General features: G+C 40.3%; 26 protein-coding genes and 1 riboswitch. Of the genes, 15 read left to right on the forward strand and 11 right to left on the reverse strand.

Going from position 1 to position 26,216, the window contains the following annotated elements:
• Positions 1–76: 76 nt before the first annotated feature.
• The 4 genes from PSF27_RS02595 (at position 77) to PSF27_RS02610 (ending at position 3,195) form a co-directional block, all read left to right on the forward strand.
• Positions 77–1,021 carry an SPFH domain-containing protein gene (locus PSF27_RS02595; RefSeq protein ID WP_206083951.1) on the forward strand — a complete coding sequence of 315 codons (945 nt, stop codon included), beginning with the start codon at positions 77–79 and terminating at the stop codon, positions 1,019–1,021.
• A gap of 204 nt (positions 1,022–1,225) precedes the next feature.
• Complete coding sequence (locus tag PSF27_RS02600) at positions 1,226–1,735, forward strand: DUF523 domain-containing protein (RefSeq protein WP_272680825.1); 510 nt, start codon at positions 1,226–1,228, stop codon at positions 1,733–1,735.
• Positions 1,732–2,181, forward strand: a complete 450-nt coding sequence (locus tag PSF27_RS02605; protein WP_272680826.1) for a GNAT family N-acetyltransferase — start codon at positions 1,732–1,734, stop codon at positions 2,179–2,181. The genes PSF27_RS02600 and PSF27_RS02605 overlap by 4 nt, the downstream gene beginning before the upstream one ends.
• A 207-nt stretch (positions 2,182–2,388) precedes the next feature.
• Positions 2,389–3,195 carry a bestrophin-like domain gene (locus PSF27_RS02610; RefSeq protein WP_272680827.1) on the forward strand — a complete coding sequence of 269 codons (807 nt, stop codon included), beginning with the start codon at positions 2,389–2,391 and terminating at the stop codon, positions 3,193–3,195.
• Positions 3,196–3,243: 48 nt separating this feature from the next.
• Here PSF27_RS02610 and PSF27_RS02615 read toward each other — a convergent pair whose 3' ends face one another.
• From PSF27_RS02615 to PSF27_RS02625, 3 genes are read right to left on the reverse strand one after another with little or no spacing between them, the layout of a single operon-like run.
• On the reverse strand, positions 3,244–4,500 hold the full coding sequence (locus tag PSF27_RS02615) for a PTS ascorbate transporter subunit IIC (RefSeq protein ID WP_272516241.1): 1,257 nt from the start codon (positions 4,498–4,500) through the stop codon (positions 3,244–3,246).
• Positions 4,501–4,511: 11 nt separating this feature from the next.
• Entirely contained in the window at positions 4,512–4,799 is a 288-nt protein-coding gene (locus PSF27_RS02620) for a PTS sugar transporter subunit IIB (RefSeq protein WP_219248895.1), read from the reverse strand.
• A 21-nt stretch (positions 4,800–4,820) separates the two neighbouring features.
• Positions 4,821–5,267 (reverse strand): PTS sugar transporter subunit IIA, encoded by a 447-nt coding sequence (locus PSF27_RS02625; RefSeq protein WP_206083957.1) that lies wholly within the window; start codon positions 5,265–5,267, stop codon positions 4,821–4,823.
• A 230-nt stretch (positions 5,268–5,497) separates the two neighbouring features.
• Here PSF27_RS02625 and PSF27_RS02630 point away from each other — a divergent pair, with 230 nt between their 5' ends.
• Together PSF27_RS02630 and PSF27_RS02635 are read left to right on the forward strand one after the other, a co-directional pair.
• A complete protein-coding gene (locus PSF27_RS02630) occupies positions 5,498–6,532 on the forward strand; it encodes a LacI family DNA-binding transcriptional regulator (protein WP_206083958.1) in 1,035 nt (344 codons plus the stop codon).
• A 246-nt stretch (positions 6,533–6,778) separates the two neighbouring features.
• Positions 6,779–7,672, forward strand: coding sequence for an endonuclease/exonuclease/phosphatase family protein (locus PSF27_RS02635; protein WP_272516242.1), 894 nt, complete (start codon positions 6,779–6,781; stop codon positions 7,670–7,672).
• A 43-nt stretch (positions 7,673–7,715) separates the two neighbouring features.
• On the opposite strand, the gene PSF27_RS02640 is transcribed toward PSF27_RS02635, so the two are convergent.
• Positions 7,716–8,018, reverse strand: coding sequence for a hypothetical protein (locus PSF27_RS02640; RefSeq protein ID WP_272680828.1), 303 nt, complete (start codon positions 8,016–8,018; stop codon positions 7,716–7,718).
• A gap of 1,046 nt (positions 8,019–9,064) precedes the next feature.
• Between PSF27_RS02640 and PSF27_RS02645 the strand changes: the two genes are divergently transcribed.
• Positions 9,065–9,454 (forward strand): hypothetical protein, encoded by a 390-nt coding sequence (locus tag PSF27_RS02645; protein WP_272680829.1) that lies wholly within the window; start codon positions 9,065–9,067, stop codon positions 9,452–9,454.
• Between the two features lie 66 nt (positions 9,455–9,520).
• On the opposite strand, the gene PSF27_RS02650 is transcribed toward PSF27_RS02645, so the two are convergent.
• Both PSF27_RS02650 and PSF27_RS02655 read right to left on the reverse strand, forming a co-directional pair.
• Positions 9,521–11,140, reverse strand: a complete 1,620-nt coding sequence (locus tag PSF27_RS02650; RefSeq protein WP_272573339.1) for an FGGY-family carbohydrate kinase — start codon at positions 11,138–11,140, stop codon at positions 9,521–9,523.
• Positions 11,141–11,180: 40 nt separating this feature from the next.
• The gene (locus PSF27_RS02655; RefSeq protein ID WP_206083962.1) at positions 11,181–11,909 is read right to left on the reverse strand and encodes an SDR family oxidoreductase; all 729 of its coding nucleotides are present in this window, start codon (positions 11,907–11,909) and stop codon (positions 11,181–11,183) included.
• A 234-nt stretch (positions 11,910–12,143) separates the two neighbouring features.
• Here PSF27_RS02655 and PSF27_RS02660 point away from each other — a divergent pair, with 234 nt between their 5' ends.
• On the forward strand, positions 12,144–13,172 hold the full coding sequence (locus PSF27_RS02660; RefSeq protein WP_272680830.1) for a LacI family DNA-binding transcriptional regulator: 1,029 nt from the start codon (positions 12,144–12,146) through the stop codon (positions 13,170–13,172).
• Between the two features lie 59 nt (positions 13,173–13,231).
• Here the strand turns inward: PSF27_RS02660 and fetB are convergent, their stop codons facing one another.
• Together fetB and fetA are read right to left on the reverse strand one after the other, a co-directional pair.
• The gene (gene fetB / locus PSF27_RS02665) at positions 13,232–14,008 is read right to left on the reverse strand and encodes an iron efflux ABC transporter permease subunit FetB (RefSeq protein ID WP_206083964.1); all 777 of its coding nucleotides are present in this window, start codon (positions 14,006–14,008) and stop codon (positions 13,232–13,234) included.
• A 12-nt stretch (positions 14,009–14,020) separates the two neighbouring features.
• On the reverse strand, positions 14,021–14,671 hold the full coding sequence (gene fetA / locus PSF27_RS02670; protein WP_206083965.1) for an iron efflux ABC transporter ATP-binding subunit FetA: 651 nt from the start codon (positions 14,669–14,671) through the stop codon (positions 14,021–14,023).
• 487 nt (positions 14,672–15,158) lie between these two features.
• Here fetA and PSF27_RS02675 point away from each other — a divergent pair, with 487 nt between their 5' ends.
• Entirely contained in the window at positions 15,159–15,920 is a 762-nt protein-coding gene (locus PSF27_RS02675) for an SDR family oxidoreductase (RefSeq protein ID WP_272680831.1), read from the forward strand.
• Positions 15,921–16,039: 119 nt separating this feature from the next.
• On the opposite strand, the gene tkt is transcribed toward PSF27_RS02675, so the two are convergent.
• Positions 16,040–18,070 (reverse strand): transketolase, encoded by a 2,031-nt coding sequence (gene tkt / locus PSF27_RS02680; protein WP_272680832.1) that lies wholly within the window; start codon positions 18,068–18,070, stop codon positions 16,040–16,042.
• 32 nt (positions 18,071–18,102) lie between these two features.
• Complete coding sequence (gene rpiB, locus PSF27_RS02685) at positions 18,103–18,555, reverse strand: ribose 5-phosphate isomerase B (protein ID WP_206083968.1); 453 nt, start codon at positions 18,553–18,555, stop codon at positions 18,103–18,105.
• A 323-nt stretch (positions 18,556–18,878) separates the two neighbouring features.
• Between rpiB and PSF27_RS02690 the strand changes: the two genes are divergently transcribed.
• From PSF27_RS02690 to crcB, 6 genes are all read left to right on the forward strand, one after another.
• Entirely contained in the window at positions 18,879–19,991 is a 1,113-nt protein-coding gene (locus PSF27_RS02690; protein WP_272516243.1) for an MDR/zinc-dependent alcohol dehydrogenase-like family protein, read from the forward strand.
• A gap of 123 nt (positions 19,992–20,114) precedes the next feature.
• Positions 20,115–21,380 carry an MFS transporter gene (locus tag PSF27_RS02695; RefSeq protein ID WP_225818175.1) on the forward strand — a complete coding sequence of 422 codons (1,266 nt, stop codon included), beginning with the start codon at positions 20,115–20,117 and terminating at the stop codon, positions 21,378–21,380.
• A gap of 11 nt (positions 21,381–21,391) precedes the next feature.
• Positions 21,392–22,393 (forward strand): dihydroxyacetone kinase subunit DhaK, encoded by a 1,002-nt coding sequence (locus PSF27_RS02700; protein WP_206083970.1) that lies wholly within the window; start codon positions 21,392–21,394, stop codon positions 22,391–22,393.
• A gap of 11 nt (positions 22,394–22,404) precedes the next feature.
• Positions 22,405–23,058, forward strand: a complete 654-nt coding sequence (gene dhaL / locus PSF27_RS02705) for a dihydroxyacetone kinase subunit DhaL (RefSeq protein ID WP_272538627.1) — start codon at positions 22,405–22,407, stop codon at positions 23,056–23,058.
• Between the two features lie 157 nt (positions 23,059–23,215).
• Positions 23,216–24,178, forward strand: a complete 963-nt coding sequence (locus PSF27_RS02710; RefSeq protein ID WP_206083972.1) for a sugar-binding transcriptional regulator — start codon at positions 23,216–23,218, stop codon at positions 24,176–24,178.
• A 324-nt stretch (positions 24,179–24,502) separates the two neighbouring features.
• Positions 24,503–24,574, forward strand: a riboswitch (Fluoride riboswitch).
• A 177-nt stretch (positions 24,575–24,751) separates the two neighbouring features.
• Positions 24,752–25,132, forward strand: a complete 381-nt coding sequence (gene crcB / locus PSF27_RS02715; protein ID WP_272680833.1) for a fluoride efflux transporter CrcB — start codon at positions 24,752–24,754, stop codon at positions 25,130–25,132.
• Positions 25,133–25,183: 51 nt separating this feature from the next.
• On the opposite strand, the gene PSF27_RS02720 is transcribed toward crcB, so the two are convergent.
• The gene (locus tag PSF27_RS02720) at positions 25,184–26,134 is read right to left on the reverse strand and encodes a sugar-binding transcriptional regulator (RefSeq protein WP_272538625.1); all 951 of its coding nucleotides are present in this window, start codon (positions 26,132–26,134) and stop codon (positions 25,184–25,186) included.
• Positions 26,135–26,216 lie beyond the last annotated feature (82 nt).

Below are 26,216 nucleotides of genomic sequence, written 5' to 3' on the forward strand. Positions count from 1 at the left end.
CTTGTAGTTAATGGGAGAGTAGCGACAATAGACGTTTTATTATAATTATTAGTTATTGTCAGATAGGGATCTACTCATGCAATTTAAATCGATGGTTAAATTGGTTATTGGCGCAGCGGTGCTGCTTGTTCTTGGATTGGTTGGGATTAACTCATATACTATCGTTCAAGATGGGTCAGTGAAAGTTGGAACATTTTTAGGAAAAGTGGATCCTGTAGCATATGATGCTGGACTGCACTTCCCTATTAACCCATTTACAACTTTCGATACATACTCAACGAAAGATATTCGTGTTTCGTTAAAGGAACTTCGAGTTCCTTCACAAGATAAATTAAAATCAATTGTTGATATTACCGTTATGTTGCAATTTGATGGTGCAAAAGCCCCTGTATTGCGCATTAATGGTGGTACCGAGAGTGAAGCATTGGATAAATATGTACGCCAAAAGTTAATTTCGACAATTTTAGAATTTGGTAAAGATGTGGCAAACGCGCAAGATCTTTATACTGCAGATACGCAAAGAAAATTACAAGACTCTATTAGAGACGCAATTCAAAGCTATGCATCGCCATATGGTTACACGATTAAAGAAATTATGATCCAAGATATTACTTTACCAGAGGTGGTTCAAGAGCAAGTGGTTAATACTAAAATGCGCCAAGAGCAAATTAACCAAGCGAAAGCAGAAGCAGAAAAAGAACGTGAGTTAGCACAGAAGAAGGTTGTCATTGCAGAAGCTGAACGTGAGTCTGCGGAGCAACAAGCTATAGCTAGAGAACGTAATGCGCAAGCAAATGCATTTGCAATGCGCCAAGAGGCGGATGCAAAATTATATGCAGCACAAAAAGAATCAGAGTCTAATGCAATATTACAGCGCACAATCACCCGCGAAATGATCAATTGGAAACAGTTAGAGATTGAACAGATTAAAGCGCATAAATATAAAGGTGAAGTGCCTAATATTGTTGTTGGTGCTGATTATGATGGCAAGATGATTATGGATATGCGCAGTAATCAATAAGCTAGTTTTATAAGGCTAAATAAAAACAGAAACCCATTTTTATGAAGTGACCCCAAATAGTTGGATAACCAATTACTGGGGTTTTTTTCTATTTAAAATAAGCATTATTGACGCGAAGAGCCAGTATGAAACAGTGTTTAATAGCCGCTATTATGATATTAAATGCAAAAATTCTGAGATGAAATAACCAATGATGAGGTTAACGTGATAGCGGTCAGCTCATGTTTATTAGGATTTTGTGTAAGGTATGATGGTAAGCATCAGCTTTATACACCTTTAAAACAACTTTATGATGCAGGAAAAGTGATTAGCATCTGCCCTGAAGTATTTGGTGGGTTACCCACACCACGAACACCCGCTGAAATTATGGGTGGTAATGGCAATGATGTCCTATTAGGTCAAGCAAAAGTCATTGATAGTGAAAGCGTTGATCTTACTGAAGCCTTTATTGAAGGTGCTAAGATCGCATTAAAAAAAATACAAGATTTAAATATTCATTTTGTTGTTCTTAAGGCAAATAGTCCATCGTGCGGTAGCCAACAGATTTATAGTGGTGAGTTTAATGGTTCACTAAAAGACGGTATGGGGGTGTGCGCGGCCTTATTTAGACAAAATGGTATCCAAATTTTGGATGAAAACTCCCCAAATTTAATTGAAGTGGTCAATGCTTTATTTGATCAGGAAAACGTAAAAACGGAGGTAGATAATTTATGATACAAATCCGTGCTGTTGATAAATTCAATTTTTGGGATGTTGGGGAACTCACTTCTAATGCAGATGGAGTTGCTACTGTTTTAGAGGAATATATCTGTTGCAATGCCTTTTCAATCGCAGAATCTCACTTCTATCCTGAATATCAGCCGCGTGCGCTTTACCAAGGGGAGGTATTGATAGGCTTTTTTATGTACAAAATATTAGCTGATAAACCGAATGAAGCCTTTATCTGTCGTTTTATGTTAGACCACAAATTTATTGGCCAAGGATTAGGCAATCAATCTTTTTTTGCGATCGTTGAATATTTCAAACGGCTCGGAATAAAAAGGATTTCTTTGGGTTTAGCGGTTGAAAACAATATAGCTAAGAAAGTATATATGAATCATGGTTTTAAGTTTACAGGTGAAATAGTGAATGAAGAGCATATTTATACGGTTGAACTTTAAAATACTTTTATTTTTACACCTAGGTTAAATTCATGTTTTATAATGCTAGCGTGAGGATTATTTTCGCTTAACACAGAATTATTAAGGTCATTATTGGATGCCTTATCAGTGTTTTCGTTTGAATATAGTGTGGACCTGTTTGTCTGCTAGATAGTTATCTTATAGATATGGTATATCATCGGAAAATAAATCTGATGAGTTAACATAATGTTTAATATCTCTGAGTTGATTAATGATTCGCCAATGGATTCGATTCTTTTATTTGTAATCACGTTTGTTTTGTTAATTTTATCTGCTTACATTGGCAAATATATTTTTAAGCGTAAATCAGTGCATGAAGAAATTGCTGATGATGAAGCTAAAATTATTCTCGGGGCAATTTTATCACTGTTAGGTTTGCTAATTGGCTTTGTGCTCTCTATTTCTATTAATGGCTATAATAACCGCCAACAGACAGAAGAAAATGAAGCTATCGCGATTGGTACAGCATATCAACGTGCCCAGCTATTGAATGCTGATGATCGAAATAAAGCATCCCACCTTATCCAGCAATATTTAGAAGCGCGTGTTGAGTTTTTTAAATCAGGGATCAGTGATGAAAATAACCAATGGCGCATGGTCTCGCTAGAGAAACAAAACCAGCTTTGGGAAATTGCTGTCAAAGAAGCAAATCAATCACCAAACCCTGTTGTTGCCTCCGTATTAAGCGCATTTAGTGATCTTTATCTTTCTCAGCAAAAAACAATGGCGAGTTGGCGGCATCAAATTCCGAATGCGACTTGGTTTCTCCTCATCTTTTTTGCTGTCTGTTCCAATGTCCTTATTGGCTACAATATTCGCGGTACTAAGGGGAAAAATTGGTTGATCCTAATTTTACCCTCATTAACCACATTGGCATTATTCATGATTGCTGAAATTGATGTGCCAGGAGAGGGGATGATCCACGTTGTTCCTGATGACTTAGTTTTATTGCAGGAATTCTTATTTAAGGATGGTGCATGGTTGGGAAAGTAGAATAGAAATAAAGCTCCCCAAGTAAGATATCTTGGGGAGCTTATTAGATTAGCGAACAATAATACCTAATAAAATTCCGATAGCACCAAAGTCAGCATCACTGAATGTTGTATTTGCGATACCAATATCCCCAAGTACAGGTAATAAGAATACAGGTAAGAAGGTGATTAGTAAGCCTTGCGCAAATGCACCTAAAATAGCGCCACGGCGACCGCCTGTTGCGTTACCAAATACCCCAGCTGCAGCTCCTACAAAGAAGTGTGGTACAACACCTGGAATAATCACTGTCATATTCAAGGCATATAATAAGAACATGCCGATGACGCCCGCTGCAAAGCTACTTAAGAAACCGACTAATACGGCGTTTGGGGCATAAGGGAATACCACTGGGCAGTCTAATGCCGGTTTTGCATTTGGCACGAGTTTGTCTGATATTCCTTTAAATGCAGGAACAATTTCAGCAATGACCATACGCACACCTTGCAGGATAATGTATACCCCAGCTGCGAAGGTAATAGACTGCATTAATGAGAACATAAACCAGTTTTTGCCGCCACTGACTTCACGCACAAAATCACCGCCCGCAAATAAGCAAGTAATGATAAAGATGATGAACATAGTGAATGAAATAGCCACAGGTGTATCACGTAGGAATAGCAAGCTTTTTGGTACATTCATATCTTCTGTTGAATGCTCTTTATTACCAAATTTGCTCCCAATAAAACCTGCTAATACATAAGAAATGGTTGAGAAGTGCCCAATAGCAACGTCGTCAGAACCTGTAACTTTCTTCATATATGGGTGTGCGATGGCAGGGAAGAACACCATACAGAAGCCCACAATTAAAGAGCCAACAGTCACCAGCATAGTTCCTTCCATTCCTGCCGTTGCTAGAATAACGGCAATCATCATCGACATGAATAATGTGTGGTGACCTGTCAGAAAGATGAACTTCCATGGTGTTAAGCGAGCAATCAAGATATTGATTAACATCGCAAAGAACATGATCATTGCCATCTCACGGCCAAAGCTTTTTTGTGCAATAGACACAATGGCTTCATTGTTAGGTACTACACCGTTGATGCCAAAAGCATGTTGGAAGATGGCAGAGAAATCACCCAATGAGCTAACCACTAAACCTGCACCAGCACCTAAGATCACAAAACCCATAATGGTTTTAATGGTACCTTTAATGCATTCTGTTACTGGTTTTTTCTGTGCAATCAAACCGATAAGGGCAATAAGACCGACTAAAATAGCAGGTTCAGATAAAACATCCTGCATCAGAAAACGAAAAAATGACATAGAGCCTCCGTTTACATCGCACCAAGTTTTTGTAATGCAACAGTGAGGCGCTCTTTCATGGCAACTTTATCAATCATATTTTCCAGTGCGACGATTTCACCACCCACTTGTTGAGCAACAAGCTGCTCTGCAATATCACTTGTACCAACAAAAATATCACTAACAGTGCCTTTTGCTGAGCCTAAATCCACATGGTCAACTTCAGCACTGACTTGCATGTCTTTTAAAATATTTTTGATGCTCATTTCCATCATTAAACTGGTGCCTAAGCCATTTCCACAAACAACGGTGATTTTCATAATGTTTACCTTAATATGTAATTATTCGTATTTAGCGATGATTTGAAGAATGTCATCGACGTTTTCTGAGTGCATGATGCTATCAATATCTTCTTGATTATCAAAAAGTTCAGCAAGTTTTGCGATAGCCCCGATGTGACTATTGCTATCTGTAGCAGCAAGAACGATAAGCAGTTTGATTGGGTCGTTGCCATCTGAACCGAACTCAACGCCTTGTTTAATCACGGTTAAACCAAGGGATAGCTGGTTTACACCATCTTCAGGACGAGCATGAGGCATGGCAATCCCTGGGCCTAAGACATAATAAGGGCCAATCTTTTCATGTGATTTGATAATCGCATCGATATATTGCGGTTCGATTAACTTATTATTAATTAATGGTTTACAGGCGATTTTGATCGCATCTTGCCAATCTGTGGCACTTTCGACGACCTGAATAACGTTCGAGGTCAGTAAAGTCGTAAGCATCGGGTTGCTCCTGGTTGGTTAAATTTTTATCTTTTTAATGGTTGAGTGAATAGTAGTGATCTATGGTAGCGCTATCTAGCTGATTTGTTCATTTTCGTGATAGCGCTATCATTTTGAATAAATATTGCGAACAAAGGCTAAATGAATAGACTTGTAAGCTGATTAACAAATTCAACCTGTGCTAAGTTAGTGTTGTTGAATAATAAGTTTAGGCTAAATAAAAGTATTACATGCAAAAAACACGAAAAAGAAAAAATACAGGGCGAGTGACATTACAGGATGTCGCTAAATACGCAGGCGTTGGCTCTATGACGGTATCTCGTGCTTTGCGAACGCCTGAGTTAGTATCAGATAATTTGCGTGAAAAAATTAACGCAGCCGTTGAGGAGCTTGGCTATATTCCAAATTCTGCCGCGGGGATTTTAGCTTCAGGGCAAAGCCGAACTGTTGCCGTGTTAATTCCTTCTTTGCGTGACAATGCGAGTTCAGTTTTTCTGCAAGCATTACAGGAAGTGCTTAACAAAAACACTTATCAAGTTGTGATTGGTAGCCACGATTATCAGCAGAAAAAAGAATCAGAAGTTTTATCGACCTTATTACAAAGTAACCCTGCGGCGCTGATCATATTTGGTGCAGTTAATTCACAAAGCGTTTTTAATTACCTTAAAAATTTAGATATTCCAGTTATTAACGTGGCTGGGGAATCCAGTCATCCTGTTACTTTGAATATTAAAAGTAACATTGGCGAAGCGGTTAATTTTTTAACCCATTTTTTGCTACAAAAAGGCTATAAAAAAATAGGCTATATCGGGGCTCAGATGGATAGCAAAATGCAAAGCCAACAGCTGAGCGGTTGGAATAAGGCGATGCTAGCTTATAACCAAAGTGCTGAACAAAGCATTACTACGCCGTATGTCGCAACAATGGACTTTGGCCGTCAGGCGATTAGTGAAATGTTAACACGGCAACCAGAACTTGAAGCTGTTATTTGTAGTCATGAAATGATAGCACTTGGTGTGCTTTTTGAGTGTCAAAGGCGGTTAATACAAGTACCAAAAATGCTAGCGCTTGCCTGCGTAGAAGGCTCATCAAATTGCGACCATATCCAGCCATCACTTACATCTGTCCGTATTGATTACAGTAAAATGGCGCGAGAAACGGCTAAAAAATTACAGAAGTGGTTAGCCGATCCTGATACTGACTTTTCTGAAACTCAAGATGAAATCATTTTTCCCTATAAGTTTGAAGCCAGACAAAGTGCATAAAATATAACTCTCCAGTTTAAATTAACGTTTCAGTATGAAATTTAATCTCTAGCCGACAAGATATAGTGGTATAAATCACTTTTTGATGAAAAATAGGATTGTTTTTTTGTATCTCGAAATAAGATTGTCGGCTGGGTCACTGTATCCTATTTATTCCCTGCTAATGTATAAAGAGGGCAGTTAACTGCCTGCATATTAGAAGTCTATTACTCGATGAATTGATTGAGTCATTACTGGGGAGTCACCATGAAATTTCTTAAAACTGTTATTTCAACTGCAATTTTAGTTTCTTGTAGTGTTAGTGCTGCAACAACAGGTTCTGAAGTCTTAAAAGTACAAGATGGCGGTACACCGAATAAAGTCTACACAGCAAATAAACCAACCATTAAAGTCGCAACTTACAATATTGGTAAAAATGAATTAGCTCAAGATGTGGCGAATTTAGATAATTTGAGTAAGGCAATTGGTAAGATAGACGCAGATGTTATTGTTTTAACGGAGATTGATAATAAAACTGCGCGCAGTAAAAAAGTTCATCAGCTAGAAGAAATCGCGAAAGCGAATAAGATGGATTTTGCTTTTGGTAAAGCATTGGATTTCGATGGTGGTGAATATGGGGTCGGAATTTTATCAAAATATAAAATAGATAAGTCCCAAGTTGTTAATTTGCCATCAGGTGATGCAGAGCAGCGTGTGGTATTAATCTCTCAAATAACTAAGCCTGGTTTTGATGCACCGATTATTGTGATGGGCACACACCTTGACTGGCAAAAAGATCCGACCATTCGTATCGGTCAGGTTCGTCATATTTTAGATGCGAGTATCGGTGATACAGATACAGGTTTTGATAATATCGCGGCTTCAATAAAAATATTAGCAGGGGACTTTAATTCCACGGCAAATGAGCAGCCTATTCAGGAAATTCGTTATATGTGGAACCCTGTTGAGAAGCAAGGGGTTGATTATCGTAGTTGGCCAGCAGTAAACCCAGCGATTGATATTGACCATATTTTTACATTTAAAGGTCAAGTATGGGATGTGAAGAATATGCAGATCCCAACTGACAGTGAAGAGTTCCAATGGTCGAGTGTTAGCGACCATCTTCCAATTATTGCTGAGTTGGAATTACAGGAGCAATAAATAAACTTGATGTTTATAAGCTAGGCCCCTTATGGGGTCTTTTTTATTTTTTTTCTATAGAGTTTTTCAATAACCTTTGTCTTTCAATATAACGCTTTTCAACAATGAGCAGATATTCCTCAATAGTTTGATAGATTTTTTCACGGGGTATAGAGACTAAGCTGTTATCACTTATAGCATCAGTCGTTTTATAGACAAAATCAGACATGAAGTCTGCAATGCTTTTAAATTGATTAGCCATATGTGTGTAGTAATACTGGTAGACATAGGATTCTTGTGAATGGCTGAGCTCCGTATTATTCGTGAGATTGTTTGTTGCAAGCAATAGTAGTTGAATGTTAGTCATGGAATCCCCTTTTATAGGCGGAAAATATTACCTGATTTTATAATTTTGTTTTGTCAATATTCGTCGGATAATTTTATGTTTTCGTTAAATACTTAGAGTTTGTAAGAATATTCTGTATTTTTGGCGATTTATGATATGACAGGACAAGGATTAATAACTTTATATTAAAAATGCAATAGTGTTTTAAATTAAAATTAAGTTAAATATTCTTATGATTGTTATGTTAATATATTGTTATTTATTTTTGTTTTTCAAGCTGTTAATAAAGCCCAGTCTGCAATGTTTTTATTTTTATTTATAATAATCAGTGTGTTATGCATTATTGGTTTGAGGGTTTTGCAGTTTTGTTAATAAGAAATATAAAATAATAGGAATAAAAAATATCCTAAAAGATATTTTGACTGATAAAGAAATTAATTATTCAATTAATTTTATCCATTTGAATTTATTGTGTTTTTCTATTTTTTTTCTTCTTGTTTTAATTTTAGTTGATTAAAAGAGAGTATATGTTAGATATTTTGTTTACGCATTATCTGGGTATTATTACGCATAATTGGAGTTTATTCACAATTGGCAACATTATTATGTACATTGTATTATTTAATAATATATTCAATATAAGTAATATTAAACAGTATTAAACTGTTAAGGTGAATTATTGTTTCTGGTTCTGTAAGTATGAAACCTTTGTTGTATAAAAAATACAAATTGCAACAGTTAATCTTTAAGGTACTATTTATATTCAAGGTTTAATACTGGTATACTTACTCATGTAATGGGTAAAATGAAGTATAAATACGGGTTTGGTCGCATTGATTAGAGTAAATCGATTTTTTTGCTAACCATAATTTTTATCTATAATAGATATTAGAGATAGTAGCGTTCTAATAAGATATTCTTATGTGGATTATCAATCCTATTATTAAAATAATTATTACTTTCTTACAATTAACTAAATATATCTACTTACATACCTTTTATGTAAAGGTGTGGTGAACAATTTTGGTCAATTGGATGTGTTACTGTGTTTATGAGAGCTTAACTATATGAACATAATCAAATTGCTCACAATTCTATTGTTAACGGGGAGCTCTTTTATTTTGGGGGTCACTCTGAACTATTCCCCAACTCCTGATTTGGTCAAAATGGCAAAGGCTAGTGTAGAGGATTATCTGTCATATCCTGAATCGGCTTCTTTTCGAAATGTGAAATATAATTTCATTCGACAAACAGCCAACAAAGGGGACTTAGGCTATGTCTGTGGAGAGGTGTTTCGTGTGAAGAATGCGCGGTTAGAGGGCTATAAAAAGTTTGTTGTGAAAGCCTATAATGATAAGAATGGAAGAGTCACGATGTCCATACCACTTGTGGAAGGGGATTATGACTTATTACCAATGGAAATGATGAATTCGTTATGGGACAAGTATTGCTTCTAATTATGTGTACGAAAAGCACTCAATAAAGAAAGCCAATTGGCTTTCTTTAAAGGGTGATATGTGAGTTTATCCTCTTAGTTCTCTCGCACATTGCTGAAGCTGTAAGAAGGAAGCGAAACGTAAATCATGACGTGTTTGATAGCTTTCCTCTGCATAATAAGTTAAATCAATTTCACTAAATTGATCCATAGCTTGGGCGACGTTATCACAAATTTTACCCGCGACGGCACCTAAAATGGCTGAACCAAGTAAAACAGGTTCACTCGCTTGTGTAGAAATCACGGGAACGCCACATGTATCTGCTAATAACTGGCGAATTAATGGATGCTGTCCTGCGCCACCACTCACCACAATATTTTCAATTGCAGCGCCTGATTTTGCTTGTGCTTCAATGATTTGCCTTAAGCCATAACCAATACCACACACACCAGCAACATAAAATGACAGCAGATTTTCTAAGCTATTGTCCATGGTAAGGCCTGCAATTACCGCCCTTGCATGTGGGTCAGCGAATGGTGCGCGGTTACCTAAAAACTCAGGGACAACGTGAATTTTTTCAGCGAGTTCAACAGACTGAGATGCAGAGACCGTTTTTTCTAACACAAGGTCAGCTAAATAGACGGGAAGTGGTTTTCCTTGCTCTTTTGCGGTAATTTTTGCACTTATGCAAGCAGGGTGAAGGGAAAGAAGTTGATCAATCGCTGCGCCAGCGGCACTTTGCCCACCCTCGTTTAACCACATACCTGGTACCATCGCACTGTAATAAGGCCCCCAAACACCAGGTATGAAAACAGGCTCTTTAGTCGTTGTCATTGTGCAAGATGAGGTTCCGAAAACATACGCCATGTTGGCTGTTGCATCACCATTGACACCCACTGTACCAATCCCCCCTGCATGGGCATCAATCATGCCTGATGCAACAGGGGTACCGACTAATAAGCCCATCTGTTTTGCTGCATCGTTCGTTAAGCCAGAACCGCAAGGAGTGCCTGGTTCAACAATCAATTGGCCAATACGAGCAAATTTTTCATCAGCAAGTTCAGATAAACCAATTTGATGGAAGTAATCAGTATCCCAACGTTTTTCATGAGCGAGATAAGTCCATTTACAGGTGACTGTACAGGTTGAGCGAGCTAACGAGTCAGTTGATTTCCATGTTAAGAAATCAGCCAAATCAAAAAACTGCCATGCTTTTTCATAGGATTGAGGCAGGTTTTCTTTTAACCATAAAATCTTTGGCGTTTCCATTTCTGGGGAGATCTTACCCCCCACATAATTTAAGACAGGATGTTTTAGCTGATTAATACGTTCAGCTTGTTCTGTGGCGCGGTGATCCATCCAGACAATAATATTACGGTCTGGATCAGCACTTGGGCTAACGGAAATAGGCTGTTTATCGTGGCCAATCACGACGAGTGAACAGGTTGCATCGAAGCCAATTCCTGCGACCTGTTGTGGTGAAATATTTGAAGTTGCTACAGCTTGCTTAACACAATAACAAACTGCCTCCCAAATTTGGTTACTGGACTGCTCTGCGAAATGAGCACTGTCGCGGTAGAGTGTAATATCGTGTTTAGCAGATGCTAACATTTTGCCTGTCATGTCGAATACACCCGCGCGTGCACTGCCTGTACCAACATCAATGCCTATAACCACTTTATCATTTTGAGGGGTTGAACGTTGCATTTTACCTCCAAAAATTAATCATTATGAACTAAGAAAAACGCTACAGATCAACACTGTTTGGTACAATGACAAGGTCACGGACAGTGACATGTTTTGGACGAGTTAACATAAAGAGTACCGCTTCAGCCACTTCAATAGGTTGCATTAAGCTACCATTTGCCAGTGCTTCTTCCATTTTTTCTTTTGGCCAATCATCTAATAACGCAGTGACTACAGGACCTGGTAAAACGGCACCCACACGAACCCCGTGTTCTGAAACTTGGCGGCGAGTTGAGTGAACAAAAGCTTGAACCGCAAATTTAGACGCGGTGTAAATGGGTTCCCAAATAACGGGCACAACGCCTGCGATTGAGCTGGTAAATAATACATCGCCAGATTTTTGGGCAATAAAATGAGGTAAAACGGCACGAACACTACGGAAGGCAGCATTAATATTGAGATTTAAAACTTTATCCCAAACATCTGGATCGCCTTCTGCCACAGGGCCACCAATATAAGCACCTGCATTTGCATGAAAAATATCTAAACGGCCTGCTTTAGCGAGGATTGCATCTAGCATGCCATCGACTTGTTTTGTGTTCATTAAATCAATGACTAGAGGGATCGCATTTTCGCCTAGTTCAGCAACAAGTTGATTTAATCTATCTTCAGCACGGTCAATTAGAACCACTTTGACACCTGCATTGATCAGCGTGCGAGCACATTCAAGACCAATGCCAGATGCTGCGCCCGTAATTGCTGCGACTTTGTTTTCAATGGAAATAGCCATAATGATTTACTCCAATCGGATTTTAGCGGAAAAGTAAGTGAAAAATAATGAAATCAATGAGATGACAATGAGTCACGGGAATGGTTAAGGTGGCTGCATAGGATGGATTGATATTAAGTCTTTTTCATTATACCAACTCATGCTTCATCAATTTCAATATTGCTCAATCGATGGAGCAGTATTGCGACTTTTTTACTTTGGTGTCAAGCTAGGAAAAAATGGAGATATGAATCTGTGACAAAGATCAGACAAAATAAGAAAACAACGATCTATGACCTTGCGGAATTGGCGGGTGTTTCAGCGAGTGCTGTGAGTGCTGTGCTCAATGGAAATTGGCAAAAAAGGCGTATTAGTGCGCAATTGGCTGAAAAAGTGATGCGCATTGCGCAGGAGCAAAATTACTCAGTTAATAAACAAGCTAGCTTACTACGCAGCAATAAATCAAAAATCATTGGTATGCTGGTGCCAAAATATGATAACCGGTACTTTGGTTCTATAGTGGAACATTTTGAAGAAATGGCACGAGAAAGGGGGCTGTTTCCGATTATTACCTGTACGCGCCGTGATCCTAAATTGGAGATAGAAGCTGCACGTACCATGTTATCTTATCAGGTGGACTGGCTGATTTCGACAGGGGCAACGAACCCAGATAAAATCACACAAATTTGTCAATCTTCTGGCGTACCGACACTAAATTTAGATCTACCAGGCACATTAGCAGCATCAGTGATTTCAGATAATTACCTTGGTGCAAAAAAACTCACTCAGCGTATTTTAAGTAAAAAAAGCCGTAGTCAAGTATTAAACCAGCCGCTAATTTTTATTGGTGGGCGTGAACATGACCATAATACACGTGAACGTATACGCGGATTCATTGATGCTCATAATGAAATGGGTATTACGGTTCCAAATGAAAATATTTTAGCGTGCGGCTATGCGCCTGAAAAAGCAGAAAAAGCATTGTCCAGTTTTATTAAGAAACGCAGTGAAAATCTGCAAAAAATAGCCCAAGGTGGCCTATTTATTAACTCCACTATTTCATTAGAAGGGGTAATGCGTTGGTTAGGAACACAAGGGTATACAGGTGAAAATCAACCTAATTTGGGATGCTTTGACTGGGATCCATTTGTCGCGTTGCTAGGTAATGATATTGAGATGGTAAAACAGGACGTACCCACAATGCTCAATCATATTTTCAAATTGATTGATGATGGAAATAGTCAGGCACAATTGATTGAAGTATTACCTGTAGGTATAAGATAAATGCAAAATATAAATTAAGTGTTACCTGTGGTAAAACAGGCAACACAAGGCTCTGAGGGTTATTTATTTAAAGTTTCAACCAATAACTGATGACGTTGATTATAAAATTTAATATAGGTCATATAGCCTGCTAATATTGTCGAAAGACTCGCGGTGGCTAATAACATAAAGGTTACCATAATTTGGTATTTTACGGCTTGTAGTGGGTCGACCCCTGCAAAAATCAATCCAGACATCATTCCTGGTAGGCTAACAATACCAACAGTCTTTGCCGAATCAACCGTGGGGATTAACGAGGCGCGAATACTTTCCCGAATGATTGATGCAGAAGCTACTTTAGGGGTTGCTCCAAGGCTTAACATTTCTTGAATTTGCTGCTGTTGGCTGGCAAATCGTTGCCCTAAATTATTAAAGCAGAGCCCGACGGCTATCATCGCATTTCCTGCAATCATCCCTGTAATCGGTATGACTTGCATTGGTGTAAACGCAATGGCTTTAGTGAGAATTAAAACCAGTAGAGTGAGGAAAGTACCTGAGGTAATAGCAACGAAGGCTGTGAGATAGATTTTATCTAAATACTTACTACGTTTTTTGGCATTCCACGCAGCATTGACACAAATAAATAGCACCAACGCTACAGTGAGAAGTTCATGATCAACGTTAAAAATATATTTTAAAATATAACCAGCTATCAATAATTGAACAATAGCGCGACAAGTACTCCAAATAATATCTTTTTCCAAAGAAAGCTTTTCTTTGTGACTAATAAAAATCGCCACTAAGACTAACATGATAGAAAAAGTGAGCGACTCATTGGAAATGGTAGGCTGATGCACGATGATATCCTATTATTTAGCCAGATAAACGGGAAGGGTGATGACTTCATTTGCATGGGCAATTTCATCTTGGTCGTGAGTAACCCATAAAACTCCAATACCTTTTTCTATAGCCAGTTTGTGAATTAACTCATTCACCTTCACTTTATTTTCTTCATCTAGGGCACTCGTAATTTCATCTAACAATAAAATTTGGGGAAGAAACTGTAAATTTCGAATTAATGAAATGCGCTGTTTTTCGCCCCCAGAAAGCTCATTAATTCCTTTTTCAAGGATGGTTTCAGGTAATGAAAAATACTGTAAGTCACTGATAATTTTTGTTTTATCAAAAGGCTGCTTTCTGATTTGGTAAGGGAAAACGACATTGTCATACACTGTGGCCCCGAATAATGAGGGGGTTTGGGTGCAATAAGACACTTGCTGGCGGTAGGTCTCTGGAGAGAGTGCATTAATGTCTTGCCCGTTAAAGAGGATATTTCCTTGAGTTGGAGAAATTAGGGATGCCACAATTTTTAATAAAGTGCTTTTTCCGCAACCTGATGGCCCCGTGATTAATTTAAATTCACCTGCACGTAGGTTAATCTGCACATTATCAAGAATAGTTTTTCCATCAATCGAATAGCTAATATCCTTTAGTTGCAGTAGTGAGCAGTTTTTTTCCATTTTTCCATGACCTATGTAATCAATTCACGTGATTAACGCGAATGAGAGCTATTTCTTCATTTTATCTGATATCAGCATGTTAGTTTTGTCTGATATCAATTTAGATATAACTAATAGTATGCGCTAGTTATTGTGAAATTTACACTGCATTATGTAAAGGCAGATTATTTAAGGTCAGTTTGAATACGATTATTATGTGTATATGATGTTATTTTAGGCAATAAAAATTATTGGATGATTTTAAAATAGATAACAAATAATCAAATGAAATTTTATTTTGAACATATGTTCTTATGACTTTTATTATTATTTAAATAATGGGATGTGGCGCTTTATTTTAAATGATGGATATAGCCATAACATTTAAATAATAATATATTATCTTAATTAAATAACGACACGTTTATAGGTCATTAGGGTTTTGAAAGAGACTCAATATCTATATTTCCCAGTTTTATATATCACGTCATGATGTTAAGGAATTAAAATGAAAAAATTTAATGGTTTTAATACCCAATTCTCTCTTGATGGCAACGTTGCATTGATTACGGGGGGCGCTGCGGGGATCGGTCTGGCAATCGCACAACTCTATGTGGAAAAAGGTGCTAAAGTTGCCTTGGTGGACAAGTCAGATAAAGTCATTGATGTTGCTAATGGAATGAAAAATACTATTGGTATTCAATGTGATATTACAAATTCAGATTCTGTATCGCAAATGGTTGAGCAGGTGGTAAAGCATTATGGTGCATTGGATATTGCGGTTAATAGCGCGGGGATTGTTGCATTGGCACCCGCAGAAAGCTTAAGTGAGCAGGACTGGGATTTGACCATGAATGTCAATCTCAAAGGTACTTTCCTTGTATGCCAAGCAGCAGGTAATATCATGATTACACAAGGAAAAGGTAAAATAATCAATATGGCATCACAGGCTGGGGTCATTGCGTTGGATCAGCATGCAGCCTACTGTGCGAGTAAGGCTGCTATTATTGGTTTAACCCAAGTTTTGGCATTAGAATGGAGCCCTAAAGGTATTCAAACTAATGCAATTTCACCGACTATTGTCTTAACTGAGTTGGGAAAAAAAGCGTGGGAAGGGACTAAAGGTGATGAAATGAAAGAAAAAATTCCAGCGAGACGTTTTGCGGAACCGTCAGAAATTGCTGCCTGTGCGCTCTTTTTAGCCAGCGATGCTTCCGATATGATCACTGGGCATAATTTAGTGATTGATGGTGGGTATAGCATTCAGTGATTAAATTTAATATGCGGAGAATATACGTTATTCGCTTATTAATAAGAGTCATTAAAAAGGGCCAAATAATGATTTTATTATTTGGCCTGTAATATAAATTACAAAGTAGGATAACAGATTTAAATAATGTCGCGATTGATTACCGCTTTAGGCTGTAATAATGATAAAGATTGCTGAATAAGTTTCTCCAGGGTAAAGCCAAAATAATCAAATAACTGCTCAGCAGGTGCGGATTCGCCAAAACTATTCATTCCCATAACTAATCCATCAAGGCCGACATATTTTCTCCAGTAATCACTGATACTGGCTTCAATAGCAATGCGGTTGCGAACATGATTAGGTAATACATGTTGTTGATAGTCCATGGGCTGTTTATCAAAGGTATCTGTTGATGGCATGGAAATAACGTTCACTTTGAAGCCTTGCTCGGTGAGATATTGCCAAGCTTCAACCGCTAAGGTGACTTCAGAGCCCGTTGCAATAAGCAGCAGTTCAGGGGTTTGGCAATTACTGCGTAATATATAACCCCCACGTTGAATAAGGGCTAATTGCTGGGGAGTACGGGAATGTTGTTGTAAATTTTGCCGTGACAGGATCAAAGCAGTTGGTGTTTGTTGGTTGGTGATGGCTTGTTGCCAAGCAACCGCTGTTTCCACTTGGCAGCAAGGGCGCCAGACCGACAAATTCGGGGTTGCACGTAAAGAGGCGAGTTGCTCTACTGGCTGATGTGTTGGTCCATCTTCCCCTAGCCCAATAGAATCATGGGTATAAACAAGTACTTGGGGTAACTTCATCAATGCTGCCATTCGCACGGCATTTTGTGCGTATTCGCAGAACATCAAAAATGTGGCGGTATAAGGGCGAAAACCGCCGTGTAATGCGATGCCGTTAGCAATGGCGGTCATGCCAAATTCCCGGACACCATAATGAATATAGTTACCCGCAGGTTGTTCATTAATCGGCACTGATCCAGACCAATAGGTTAGATTGCTGGGTGCTAAATCTGCAGATCCCCCGATTAATGCGGGTAAAACAGGGCCAATGACATTGAGGGTATTTTGCGATGCTTTACGAGTGGCGATTGTTTCAGGGTTATCATTCAATTTTTGAATGTAATCTGCCATGACAGACGTGAACGCGTGTGGCGTTTGGTTGGATAACCGTTTAATAAGTTGCTCAGCAAGTTCTGGATATTGCTTTGCATACTCTCTAATCGCTTGCTCCCACTGTAATTGTTGCTCCGAACCCCGCTCTATGGCATTCCATGACTGATAAATTTCGCTAGGAATTTCAAAGGGTGGATATTCCCATCCAAGCTGTTGACGTGTGAGGGCTATTTCTTCCGAACCAAGTGGTGCGCCGTGTGAATTTGCGGTTCCCGCTTTATTAGGTGAACCATAACCGATGGTCGTACGGCAAATGATTAGCGTCGGTTTATCTGTTTGTTGGCGAGCTTGCTCAATAGCGGCTTTGATAGCAGGCCTTGAATGGCCATCTATTCGGCGAATAACATGCCAGCCATAAGCTTCAAAACGTTCAGCGGTGTTATCCGTAAACCAACCTTTGGTATCTCCATCAATAGAGATTTGGTTATCATCATAAAAAGCGATGAGTTTATTCAGTTTCAAGGTGCCAGCAAGAGAGCACACTTCGTGGGAGATCCCCTCCATTAAACAGCCATCACCTAAAAAAACATAAGTAAAGTGGTCAACAACAGGGAAACCTGAGCGGTTAAATGTCGCACTGAGCGTTTTTTCTGCAATGGCCATTCCAACCGCGTTGGCAATACCTTGCCCGAGTGGCCCTGTCGTCGTTTCAACACCAGGGGTATAGCCGAGTTCAGGGTGGCCAGGGGTTTTTGAGTGCAACTGTCTAAATTGTTTTAAGTCTTCAATAGAAACATCGTAGCCTGTTAAGTGTAAAAGGCTATATAGCAGCATCGAAGCATGCCCATTTGATAGGACAAAACGGTCACGGTTTGGCCAAGTTGGGTCGGCAGGATTATGCTGTAAGTAGTCCCGCCAGAGCACTTCGGCGATATCCGCCATTCCCATCGGCGCACCAGGATGGCCTGAATTGGCCTTTTGCACAGCATCAATGGAAAGAAAGCGGATGGCATTTGCTAACGGATTTTGTATCTGCGTGTACATGAAAACACTCCTGAAAAACTGTCTACGTGAAACTAACGTTCCCCATTTTCATATTCACTGATGCGAGCCACTTTTGGGGCAGAGCGACCACCTTCATAATGGGAAGCCAACCAAGTATCTACGATAGTTTTTGCGAGTTCAGGTCCAATGACACGAGCACCAAAGGTAATAATTTGCGCATCGTTACTTTTTTGGGCACGTTCTGCGGAGTAGGTATCGTGGCAAAGTGCGGCTCGAATGCCAGTGACTTTGTTGGCAACAATAGACATTCCAATCCCTGTTCCACAAATGAGTATCCCACGCTGATGTTTTCCTTGGGCAATAGCCGTTGCAACGGCATGGGCAACATCTGGGTACATTTCATCCTTAACCCCTGTATTTAAACAATAATCGGTGACTTGAATATTCAGCGCTGCGAGGTGTTGTTTGATCAAATCTTTCATTTCAAATGCGGCGTCGTCTGCACCAATGGCAATAGATAGCATGATTGAGATCCTTATGGTTGAACAAAAGTTCATTTGCAATTCAAATGTACTGATTAGAAAATAGGATCTTATGAACAAATAATCAATAGGTGAACATATGTTTTTAGTTTAAATAAGCTTTATTTTGTGATCTACGGCCTTAAATCCACTTATTTTTGCTAAAAAAGCGCAAAGTCATCATTTTACGTCGATTTTATAGGAATATTTGCTCTGAATCACACTTTGAGAATCTGGTGATGTGCATCGATGATTAAAAGAAGGTATGGTTAATTTGTATATTCATTGAACTTATGTTCATTTAACAAACCGCCGAGGGTAAAACTATGTGTGAACACTGTGATCCAAAAGCCACGATGAGCGAAGGCATTCCAGAAAAAATGAAAGCGGTAGTGGCTTATGCACCGAAAGATTACCGTTTAGAAACTGTCGATGTTCCAAAAATTGGTGAAGAAGAAATATTAGTTCGCGTCGAAGCGTGCGGGATTTGTGCTGGTGATGTGAAAGCGTTTGAAGGAGCTCCAAGCTTTTGGGGAGATGCTGAGCAACCTGCCTATATTAAAGCGCCCATGATCCCAGGGCACGAATTTATCGGCCACGTTGTTGGCTTTGGCTCAAAAGTAGAAGGTTTTGCATTAGGTGACCGCGTAATCTCCGAGCAAATAGTTCCTTGCTGGGAATGCCGTTTCTGTAAACGGGGTGAATATTGGATGTGTGAAAAACACGACCTGTATGGTTTCCAGAATAATGTCAATGGCGGTATGGCCCAGTATATGAAATTTACTAAAGAAGCCATCAACTACCATGTGCCTGTGGATATGCCGATTGAAGACGCAATTTTGATTGAGCCGTATGCCTGTTCATTGCATGCAGTACAACGCGCGAATGTGAAACTGGGCGATGTTGTGGTGCTTTCGGGCGCAGGAACGCTTGGTTTAGGCATGATTGGTGCAATCAAAAAATCGGGTGCAGGCAAATTAGTGGTACTGGATTTATTCGATAAGCGATTAGAACTCGCTAAAGAATTTGGCGCAGATATGGTTCTGAACCCTAAACGTGATGATGTGGACAAAATCATTAAAGGGATGACGGAAGGGTATGGTTGCGACATCTACATTGAAGCGACTGGTGCACCGAAATCTGTTGAACAGGGACTCAAAATGATCCGTAAACTCGGTACATTCGTTGAGTTCTCAGTCTTTAAAGACCCTGTTACCGTTGATTGGAGCATTATCAGTGACCGTAAAGAACTGGATTTATTAGGTTCTCACTTAGGCCCATATTGCTATCCATTGGTTATCGAAGGTATCGGCAATGGTGATTTCCCGACAAAAGGTGTGGTAACGGATATTTTACCGTTAGATAAATTTGCGGAAGGTTTTTCCATGATGGCGAAGGGCGACCCGCATATCAAGGTGGTCTTAGACCCGAACCTGTAATGCTGTCGTGGGTTCACAAGCAAATAAAACAATAATGAGAAAAATTGGACCTGAATAAATGTCACCCTACCAAGGCTTGTTATTCAGGTCCTAGCCCAGCGAACACGCACTGAGGTTAACAATATGATAATCAATAAACTGTCTAAAGTAACGGGGTTTTCGCCAAAGTTGCTCCTTGGCTATTTTGGTGTTCTTATCTTCATGATGGGGGAAGGGCTCGAACAAGGGTGGCTTTCACCTTTTATCATTAGCCGCGGAATGAGTATTGAACAATCTTCATTACTGTTCAGCGTATATGGTTTTTTTGCTGCGGTTGCGGCGTGGTTGTCTGGCGTTTTAGCGGAAATTTATACTGCTCGCCGAGTGATGATTTTCGGGTTTGTGATGTTTGTGATTGGTTCAGTCATTTTCTTATCGATTGGCCTGCCAAGTAACAGCTTATCTATCATGATCCCAACCTATGCATTACGTGGATTCGGTTACCCAATGTTTGCATACGGTTTCTTAGTTTGGGTGGCGTATGAAGCGCCTATTAAAAAATTGGGTTCCGCCGTGGGGATCTTCTGGTTCGTCTACAGTGGCGGGTTAGGTGTCTTGGGTGTGATGTATTCAAGTTATGCCTTACCGATTTTAGGTGAAATGGCAACGTTATGGAGCGGGCTGATTTTTGTCACCATCGGGGCATTTATCGCGATTGCCCTTAACCGAAACCATGAGGGCGGCGAACAACCAAAACAAAAAGTGTCGCTTAACTATGTGTTTAAAGGGATCACCATTGCATTTGAAAACCCCAAAATTGGCTTAGGGGGAATTGTTAGAACCATAAATACATCAGCGGCTTACGGTTTTGTGATCTTCATGCCAATGTTTCTTGCTGATTTTGGCTTTTCCCGCACAGAATGGTTACATATCTATGCCGCACTTTGGACCGTGAATATTGCCTTCAACCTCATTTTCGGTGTCGTCAGTGATCGTATTGGTTGGCGCAATATTGTGATTTGGTTCGGATGCGTCGGTTGTATGCTTTGTACCCTAATGTTCTATTACGTGCCGTATTACTTCGGCCATAACTATACCCTGATGATGATAGCGGCTGGGTTATTTGGGGCGTGCCTTGCAGGTTACGTACCGCTCTCTGCCATCATGCCATCACTCGCACCTGAAAATAAAGGCGCTGCGATGTCCGTACTGAATTTAGGTGCGGGGCTCAGTACCTTCGTTGGTCCTGCACTTGTTGGGATATTTATTAGCAGTGTCGGGGCATTTGGTGTGATTTGGATTTTCTCAGGGCTTTATTTGTTCAGTGCGATATTGATGAGGTTTATCACCGTACCGCAAGAACTTCTTGATCAGTCAGCAAAAATGCAGCTAACACCAGAAAATAAGTAAAAGAGGGAATTATGAACAGAATCATTAATGAACCTGACCTAGTTGTTGAAGACGCTATTCAAGGCTATTTAAAAGCGCACCCTGAATATTTTGCGCAGACCGATAACGCCCGCGTTCTGAAATACCCGAAGGCGCCAATCCAAGGAAAAGTTGGGATTGTCACTGGGGGAGGGTCAGGTCATGAGCCCGCATTTTTAGGTTATGTGGGTGAAAACATGTTAGATGCGGTGGCTATCGGTGAGATTTTCTCTTCACCAACCGCAGGGGCTTTTTTAGATGCGTTCAAAGCCGCAGATAGTGGTGCTGGTGTTGCCTGTTTGTATGGTAACTACGCAGGCGACAACATGAACGTGAAAATGGCGATGAAAAAAGCCGAAAAAGCGGGCATGAAGATTAAAACTGTTGTTGCGACTGACGATGTTGCCTCTGCACCCGCAAGTGAAAAAGAGAAGCGCCGTGGTGTTGCGGGTGAAATTTTAATGTGGAAAGTTGGCTCGGCGGCGGCAAGTAAAGGTTATGACCTTGATGGGGTGATTAATGCGGCACAAAAAGCCATTAATAATTGCCACTCAATTGGTGTTGGTTTGACGTCTTGCACAATTCCGGCGGTGGGGCACCCGAATTTCCATATCGAAGATGGTATGATGGAGCTTGGCATCGGTCACCATGGCGAACCAGGCATTGAAATTATGCCAATCCAATCAGCGGCGCAAATGGCACAAACGATGTTAGCGCCAATTTTAACCGATATGCAGGCAAAACAAGGGGATGAGGTTGTTGTATTGGTTTCTGGGTTAGGTGCGACCCCAGTGATGGAGTTGTACATCTATTACGCTGAAGTCGAAAAATTATTACGTGAGAAAGGCGTTCGTATCGTGCGTAACTATGTGGGCAATTATTTTACCTCACTCGAAATGATGGGCGTCACACTGACATTAATGAAAGTGGATGAAGAATTAAAGACATTGATGGATGTCCCTGCGTATTCATTAGGTTTAACACAGGTTAAGTAAAGGAGCTCATTATGCAAGTTATCTCAACGGAACGTGGTAATGAAATAACGCTGGATTTAGTCCACATCATTGTGTCTAACCGTGAATACCTCAGTGAAATCGATGGTGCAATTGGCGATGGTGACCACGGTATTAATATGGCGAAAGGTTTCAACCTATGCGCTAAAGCGATTGAAGGCCGTGAATTATCCCTCAGTGAAGGTTTTGAAGAGATCTCGGATGCGCTAATGGAAGGTATCGGTGGTTCGATGGGGCCACTGTACGGCAGCTTCTTTATGGGGATGTCTGACAGTATTTCAGGTAAAAGTGAGCTTTCACAGCAAGATTTCCTGGCGATGCTACAAAACGGCTTATCGGAGTTGCAAGACATTAGTAGCGCAAACGTGGGGGATAAATGCTTAATGGATACACTGATCCCTGCAATTAATGCGTTTGAATCTGCAACCAATGCAGGTAAGGATTTCAAGCAAGCGCTAGATGCAATGCAAACTGCGGCTATTGCAGGACGTGATTCAACATTAGACTTAGTGGCAAAAATTGGACGCGCGAGTCGGTTAGGGGAACGTTCGCGTGGGGTATTAGATGCAGGGGCCACATCTTGCTGTTTATTACTTTGCCAACTTGCCCAAAGCGTTGAAAAACATGGCACTTTAGCCAGCGCATAACAGTTTATTCTATTTTTTTAGTGGATATAGAGTCGAAAACATTGCTTTATATCCACTGTCTTTGACAACTCACTTATTAATTGTCACTAGAAACGCTATACTAAAATCGTATTATCCTTGTCGCGATTAACACCAATTGAGAGGAAACCACTACCTTATGGATAGATCACAAGCATCTTCCGATATCGAGCTACTGACTGAAATTGCGATTGCGTATTATCGCGATGAAATTACACAGGAAGAGATCGCCAATAAGTTTGGAATATCGCGAATTAAGGTGGGGCGCTTATTAAAGCGTGCAAAAGAAGAGGGGATTGTTGAAATTAATGTTCGCTATCACCCAATTTTTAGTACCCAGCTTGAGCAACAGTTACTCTCTCGTTTTCCTATTTCCCGCGCGTTGATTGCGTTAGATCACCCAGATGAAGAACAACAGCGTAATCAGGTGGGGACATTGGTTGCGAATTATTTATCAACCACACTGCGAGATAATATGATTGTCACGGTGGGGCAAGGGCGTAATGTGGCGGTTGTTGCCGATAGTGGCGGTGCCGTACCTGAAAAAGATTGCCGGTTTATTTGTGGTATTGGCGGTACGCATCGTCCTGGCGATTCGATAAACGCCGACCATATCAGCCGCCGCCTTGCTAAAAAATTTGGGGGAACCAGTGAAACATTATACGCCCCAGCGTATGTGGAAAATAACGAACTTAAACAAGCTTTTATGAAAAATGGCACCATAAAAGAAACCCTAGACCGTGCTCGTAAAGCGGATATTGCCTTAATCGGTATAGGCGATATGAATGAAGATAGTTATATGGTCAAACTGGGCTGGTTTACGCCCCGCGAAATCGTGGATGCAAGTTTAAACCAAGGCGTAATCGGTGATATTGCAGGATATGATTTTTTCAATGCACAAGGGCAGCATGTGGATACCGTCATGAATGATCGCGTGATAGGTTTGAGTATTGATGAGCTGAGAAAAATTCCCTGTGTGATTGCGATTGCCTCTGAATCGTCCAAATCTATGGCGATTATGGGCGCACTGCGCACAGGGGCGATTGATATTATCGCAACCAGTGCGAGTAATGTGCGGACGATTTTAAAAATGTCCCAATAGCTAGTCATAATCCCCGTCATATTTCAAACCGCAGCGTTGTTGTCTGCACTTAGTTACCTTAGTCACATACTTGTGTATGCTCCTAAGGATACCTTCGTTTGACGCCTAGCTGCAATTTGAACTATTTAGGGGATGGATCCTGCATGTTATTCAAACCGCAGGGTTGTTGGCTGCACTCAGTTACCTTAGTCACATACTTGTGTATGCTCCTAAGGATACCTTCGTTTGACGCCTAGCTGCAATTTGAACTATTTAGGGGATGGATCTCGCATGTTATAAAATAGGTTTACATCTCCTAATTAGTTGCCTTATTATTTTAAGGTGATTATTTAGGGAGATGGCATTCCTCCTGCTGTTAAGAAACCGCCCTGTTGGGCTAATGATGCCTACGTTAACCTGTTCATTCGACGGGGTACGTAGGTTTATGTGCCCTGAATTTAGGGCATAAATGACCGATACTCGTCATACTTTAAGTTACTTAGCTTGTTACCTACATGTAACTCGAATTATTTAGAGTATAATTGGGAGACTTTCCTTTCATTTATCCCTCCTAACGCTTTATGGGAAGTTTCTATGTACGCCTCTTTATTTGCAATTGCGATTGGTTCTGTTCTTGGTGGCTGGCTTCGGTGGTTTGTTAGCCTGAAAATGAACCACCTCTATCCGAATATTCCCCTTGGTACCGTTGCGGTTAACCTTGTTGGTGGCTTCGTCATCGGCTTTGCCATTTCCTATTTTGCCAGTGCTAATATCAGTCCCGCGTATAAGCTCTTTATTGTGACAGGCTTTTGCGGTGCCTTTACCACCTTTTCGACCTTTTCATTAGAAGTGTTAGTGCTCATCCAAGAAGGGAAATTGGGCTTTGCGATTAGCACTATCGCTATTCATGTGATTGGCGCGTTGATCTTTACTTTGCTTGGCGTGCTATGCCATAACTGGCTGGCTCAAGGATAAGTTTGAGCAATAAAATATTCAAGCGACATTATTGCCGCTTGAATATTTGGACTAATCATTCGCTAACAAATGTTGAGCCGTGGCTTCATCAGTGACTAAACCCGTTATCCAACCGCCATTGAGGACGGCTTGAATCGCTTGCGTTTTATGTGATCCTCCAGCAAAAGCAATCACTGGGTGTATGGGAGGGGAAAATAGTGGCACACTCGTGTGTGTGTCATCTAAGCTGGTGGCTAAACGCTCACCGTTGGCTTTAATAAAGTGGCCTAAGAGTTCTCCCGCGACACCTTTTTCCAGTAACATTTCTAGTTGCTCATCAGTGACAAACCCTTCTGAATTTAGTGGGCAATTCTTTCCCACCTCTCCAATACCAATAAAGGTAATATCAGCATTTAAACCTTTTTCAGTGACTTCTTTATAGACGCGGTGTTGGCACCACATGGCCTTGTCTTCTGGGCTGTCCGCATACAACGGCGCAGGGAGAATATAGTGGCGACATTGCAGTTTTTCTGCAAAACGTAAGGGAATATCGTAACGTGTTGCAGAGCTATCGCGGGCAATTGCGCCAATTAATGAGACGCATTGGTGTTGAGGCAGCTCAAGGTAAGGCAGTGCATCTATAATGCTGCGTAATGTTCTACCTGAACCGATACCGATAACTTGGGGTTTATCCTGCTCAATTAATTGTTCCATTAATTCTGCGCCCGCAACGGCGATCATATCCAACGTGGCATCGGTATCAAGTTGCCCTGAAGGTACTACATAACAATGGGTGAGATGGTATTTTTGCTGTATCTCATTGGCCAGCCGTAAGCATTCAGTAACAGGGTGGGTGATTTGCACATGCACCATACCTTGCTCTTTAGCTAAAGAGATCAGTCGCTGAGCGACTTGGCGTGATAGCCCCAATTCCTGTGCAATTTCTTGTTGCGTTTTACCTGCCACAAAATACAGCCACGCGGCTCTCGCGGCTTGTTCCATTTTTTTTAATTCTTTCTGCATGGACGGTCTCCTGCCTTTTTTCATCATTGTAATTCTGGGCAATTGCTTATTAAAAGGGCAAAAGTTATTACTGTGACCATTA

The organism is Providencia sp. PROV129 (assembly GCF_028482245.1).
In the GTDB taxonomy this organism is placed as follows: Bacteria; Pseudomonadota; Gammaproteobacteria; order Enterobacterales; family Enterobacteriaceae; genus Providencia; species Providencia vermicola.

Excerpts from the sequence above, each read along its gene's own strand:
- PSF27_RS02595 (WP_206083951.1), top strand. The coding sequence starts at position 77 with ATGCAATTTAAATCGATGGTTAAATTGGTTATTGGCGCAGCGGTGCTG.
- PSF27_RS02605 (WP_272680826.1), top strand. The coding sequence starts at position 1,732 with ATGATACAAATCCGTGCTGTTGATAAATTCAATTTTTGGGATGTTGGG.
- PSF27_RS02610 (WP_272680827.1), top strand. The coding sequence starts at position 2,389 with ATGTTTAATATCTCTGAGTTGATTAATGATTCGCCAATGGATTCGATT.
- PSF27_RS02615 (WP_272516241.1), bottom strand. The coding sequence starts at position 4,500 with ATGTCATTTTTTCGTTTTCTGATGCAGGATGTTTTATCTGAACCTGCT.
- PSF27_RS02620 (WP_219248895.1), bottom strand. The coding sequence starts at position 4,799 with ATGAAAATCACCGTTGTTTGTGGAAATGGCTTAGGCACCAGTTTAATG.
- PSF27_RS02625 (WP_206083957.1), bottom strand. The coding sequence starts at position 5,267 with ATGCTTACGACTTTACTGACCTCGAACGTTATTCAGGTCGTCGAAAGT.
- PSF27_RS02630 (WP_206083958.1), top strand. The coding sequence starts at position 5,498 with ATGCAAAAAACACGAAAAAGAAAAAATACAGGGCGAGTGACATTACAG.
- PSF27_RS02635 (WP_272516242.1), top strand. The coding sequence starts at position 6,779 with ATGAAATTTCTTAAAACTGTTATTTCAACTGCAATTTTAGTTTCTTGT.
- PSF27_RS02640 (WP_272680828.1), bottom strand. The coding sequence starts at position 8,018 with ATGACTAACATTCAACTACTATTGCTTGCAACAAACAATCTCACGAAT.
- PSF27_RS02645 (WP_272680829.1), top strand. The coding sequence starts at position 9,065 with ATGAACATAATCAAATTGCTCACAATTCTATTGTTAACGGGGAGCTCT.
- PSF27_RS02650 (WP_272573339.1), bottom strand. The coding sequence starts at position 11,140 with ATGCAACGTTCAACCCCTCAAAATGATAAAGTGGTTATAGGCATTGAT.
- PSF27_RS02655 (WP_206083962.1), bottom strand. The coding sequence starts at position 11,909 with ATGGCTATTTCCATTGAAAACAAAGTCGCAGCAATTACGGGCGCAGCA.
- fetA (WP_206083965.1), bottom strand. The coding sequence starts at position 14,671 with ATGGAAAAAAACTGCTCACTACTGCAACTAAAGGATATTAGCTATTCG.
- PSF27_RS02675 (WP_272680831.1), top strand. The coding sequence starts at position 15,159 with ATGAAAAAATTTAATGGTTTTAATACCCAATTCTCTCTTGATGGCAAC.
- tkt (WP_272680832.1), bottom strand. The coding sequence starts at position 18,070 with ATGTACACGCAGATACAAAATCCGTTAGCAAATGCCATCCGCTTTCTT.
- rpiB (WP_206083968.1), bottom strand. The coding sequence starts at position 18,555 with ATGCTATCTATTGCCATTGGTGCAGACGACGCCGCATTTGAAATGAAA.
- PSF27_RS02690 (WP_272516243.1), top strand. The coding sequence starts at position 18,879 with ATGTGTGAACACTGTGATCCAAAAGCCACGATGAGCGAAGGCATTCCA.
- PSF27_RS02695 (WP_225818175.1), top strand. The coding sequence starts at position 20,115 with ATGATAATCAATAAACTGTCTAAAGTAACGGGGTTTTCGCCAAAGTTG.
- PSF27_RS02700 (WP_206083970.1), top strand. The coding sequence starts at position 21,392 with ATGAACAGAATCATTAATGAACCTGACCTAGTTGTTGAAGACGCTATT.
- dhaL (WP_272538627.1), top strand. The coding sequence starts at position 22,405 with ATGCAAGTTATCTCAACGGAACGTGGTAATGAAATAACGCTGGATTTA.
- PSF27_RS02710 (WP_206083972.1), top strand. The coding sequence starts at position 23,216 with ATGGATAGATCACAAGCATCTTCCGATATCGAGCTACTGACTGAAATT.
- crcB (WP_272680833.1), top strand. The coding sequence starts at position 24,752 with ATGTACGCCTCTTTATTTGCAATTGCGATTGGTTCTGTTCTTGGTGGC.
- PSF27_RS02720 (WP_272538625.1), bottom strand. The coding sequence starts at position 26,134 with ATGCAGAAAGAATTAAAAAAAATGGAACAAGCCGCGAGAGCCGCGTGG.